Below are 2,266 nucleotides of genomic sequence, written 5' to 3' on the forward strand. Positions count from 1 at the left end.
TATCCAAGAAATCACATCATATTTTACGTACAAGCTCCTAAAGATTAATTTTTAAGCAAAGTAAAATCCCGCCCTGATGAGATTCATTATGTATCTCAAGGAAAAACACCTTTATTCGATTTTGATTTATTGAAGAACAAACAATTTAGTTTAGGATGTTTATTGGTCTTGTTTGTGTATTCCACTGCCAGCTCATTTTTCCTCGTTTTTGCGTTATTTTTACAAAACGGACTCGGTTTTACTCCGCTTGATTCTGGACTCATTTTTGCGCCAGCAAGCGTAGGGTTTGTTTTATCTTCATTAAATGCGTCTTACTGGGTTAAGCGTTTTGGTAGTCAAGCTATCGTTATGGGCGCTTTACTTTATTCTGTTTCTTTTATTGCGCTGATTTTTGCGGTTGCTACGTTCCCCGTTGCAACCAATTTATTATTGATCGTGCTAATCCTGATACTTCTGGGGTATGGTCAAGGTTTTGTGATGACACCTTTACTCAATATCGTTTTGGCTTTTATTCATGTGCGATTTTCTGGTATGGCCGCAGGTATCATTGCTACTTTGCAGCAAATCGGTGCAGCTTTGGGAGTCGCAATCGTCAGCGTATTAGTTCAATGGCAATTGAATAATACGGATGCGCTCTCTTTTATCACATTTTATTTGTTGAAAAAATTACATCGAAAATAAGCAAACCTCAAATAACTTAATAAGAGGAATATTGAGGGTAGCAAAATCCAGCATCTATTTGAATGCTGGATTTTTGATATTTATGGCTACTTTTGAATCTAATTAAGTCTATTTTTTGAACAAAAATGCCAAAAATACGATGCACTGTGTTTTTATACAGTTATCATGTTTTTCGGCATCAAGAACATGAAGGAAGAGAGAAAAATGTCATGGTATACGGATGAACTTTTGATGTCAGCAACATCAAAGACTCTAAAATACATCAAAACGGATGCCCAATTACGGCAATTTGCTTATTTAATTCCTCATCTCAATGATTATGCTTGGTATGTTCCAAATCATCAGCACAATTTACCGTCTGGAGGCCTAATCGTTATTAGTCCAGTATGTGGTAAAAGAAATTTTAACCAATATCGGCAAGCGTTTTTAAATTACTATGAACTGACTGTTCTTGAATCAAAAGCTTCATTTTTGACGGAAACAGAAGGGCGGATTGTTCCAGAAGCACCAGAAATTAAAAAATCATTTCGCGAATTTTTGGTTGCTTTATCTCAAGAGATCGATACTCCTGTCCTTTATTACACTGCTTCCAGTTGGGGTGGAACATTCGATTACGAATTAAGTTTCTTATATCAACCAGAAGAAATCCTATATACGTCACCTACACATTTTGAAGATGTTAAACCCGATGAAAAACAGAATGCGTTGGTAGAAGGGTTGGCAGGTATTGGAGTGACTACTCTTGGCTTTTTTGCGCCTCATACCCGTGAATTTGAATGGGATAAATATAAAATAGTGGATTAATCGAGCAGCCTTTCAATTCAGTCTTATTCTCGGCTCAGAGGGTTGAGCCGAGGTTTGTCCATCAGTGCAGATTGTTGTTTCTATCTGTTTTACATGCCATAAGGGTAATTTTTGCTTTCTTCTCCAATGACTTCGCGTACTTGCTTCAAGGCTTCAGCATAAGCCTTCAATAGTTTCAGCGTGTATTTCGCACGTGCTTCAAATTCAGCATTACTACAAGCCAAATCTGTCGAAATCAGACCTTCACTGTGGCGGAAAATTAAATGATCAGGCAGAAAACAAACGTGATTGTTCTTAAAACCTGTCATGCGTAATTCGCTAAGAGGATAAACACCGTTCATGCTGGCGGAGACACTGGCCAATAGCGCAGGTTTATGACCCAATTCTGTCACTGAGCAATACAACAGGAAATTTTTCAGTGCCGGCGTTGCCATACCGTGCCATTCTGGAGTAATAAAAATAAATGCGTCACTCTCTCTTAGATTCGGAGCTAGAGCCTGCCAAGGGTGCGATTCTGCTGATATATCCGTTGTGTAACCATCGTGAAATGGAAGTTCTACATTAGACAGTTCAAGGGGATGTATATCAGTAAATCCATATTCACGACTTAATTCTTGCAAATATGATGCAACACGTTGACTGCGGGAATCTGGACGTTGACTACCAGAGATAAGAGTAAGTTTCATTGATAATTTTTTCATCCTTTTTACTAGACGATATCGTCATGAGATTTTCAGCCAAAGAACAAGGCAACGGATTTGCACTGCGGCAAGAAAAGACG

General features: G+C 38.3%; 3 protein-coding genes. 2 read left to right on the forward strand and 1 reads right to left on the reverse strand.

The annotated features are described in order from the left end of the window. The first annotated feature begins 81 nt into the window (after positions 1–81). Both NXS07_RS19565 and NXS07_RS19570 read left to right on the forward strand, forming a co-directional pair. Positions 82–681: an MFS transporter gene (locus NXS07_RS19565; RefSeq protein WP_082243323.1), complete on the forward strand. Its 600-nt coding sequence runs from the start codon at positions 82–84 to the stop codon at positions 679–681. Between the two features lie 186 nt (positions 682–867). After that, the gene (locus tag NXS07_RS19570; protein ID WP_155399109.1) at positions 868–1,485 is read left to right on the forward strand and encodes a hypothetical protein; all 618 of its coding nucleotides are present in this window, start codon (positions 868–870) and stop codon (positions 1,483–1,485) included. An 89-nt stretch (positions 1,486–1,574) separates the two neighbouring features. On the opposite strand, the gene NXS07_RS19575 is transcribed toward NXS07_RS19570, so the two are convergent. After that, complete coding sequence (locus tag NXS07_RS19575) at positions 1,575–2,171, reverse strand: NADPH-dependent FMN reductase (RefSeq protein ID WP_258087465.1); 597 nt, start codon at positions 2,169–2,171, stop codon at positions 1,575–1,577. Positions 2,172–2,266: the final 95 nt, after the last annotated feature.

It is taken from the genome of Xenorhabdus bovienii, assembly GCF_024721015.1.
GTDB lineage: Bacteria > Pseudomonadota > Gammaproteobacteria > Enterobacterales > Enterobacteriaceae > Xenorhabdus > Xenorhabdus bovienii.